This window comes from Mesorhizobium sp. M6A.T.Cr.TU.014.01.1.1 (genome assembly GCF_004022765.1).
Classification (GTDB): domain Bacteria; phylum Pseudomonadota; class Alphaproteobacteria; order Rhizobiales; family Rhizobiaceae; genus Mesorhizobium; species Mesorhizobium mediterraneum.
The window spans coordinates 1-357 of record NZ_RZPG01000137.1 but is presented as its reverse complement, the minus strand read 5'-3'; the positions used below and the strand labels follow the sequence as shown (position 1 = coordinate 357).

Annotated in this window: 1 protein-coding gene; it reads right to left on the bottom strand. The window is 63.9% G+C overall.

The window, feature by feature from the left end; genetic code table 11:
* Nucleotides 1-357: ABC transporter ATP-binding protein (locus EN885_RS33310; RefSeq protein WP_164897993.1), on the bottom strand; the 357-nt coding region annotated here is incomplete at its 3' end.

The following is a 357-nucleotide window of genomic DNA, read 5'->3' as shown; positions in this document are numbered from 1 at the left end:
CGACAGCATCGACGAGGCGATGCCGATGCGCCGCTCGATCTCCGGGGCGGGCGTGCCGGCCTGTTTGAGGCCAAGGCCCATATTGTTCTTTACCGTCAGATGCGGATAGAGCGCATAGGTCTGGAACACCATGGCGATGCCGCGCTTGGCCGGCGGCGTGGCCGAGACGTCCGCGCCATCGATGACGACGCGGCCCGAGGTCGAATCCTCCAGTCCGGCAATGACCCTGAGCAAGGTCGACTTGCCGCAGCCGGACGGCCCGACGAAGACAACGAACTCGCCGTCGTTCACTTCGAGGTTGATGCCCTTCAGCACCTCGACCGGCCCAAAGGCCTTCTTCACGTTCTCGATGTTCAG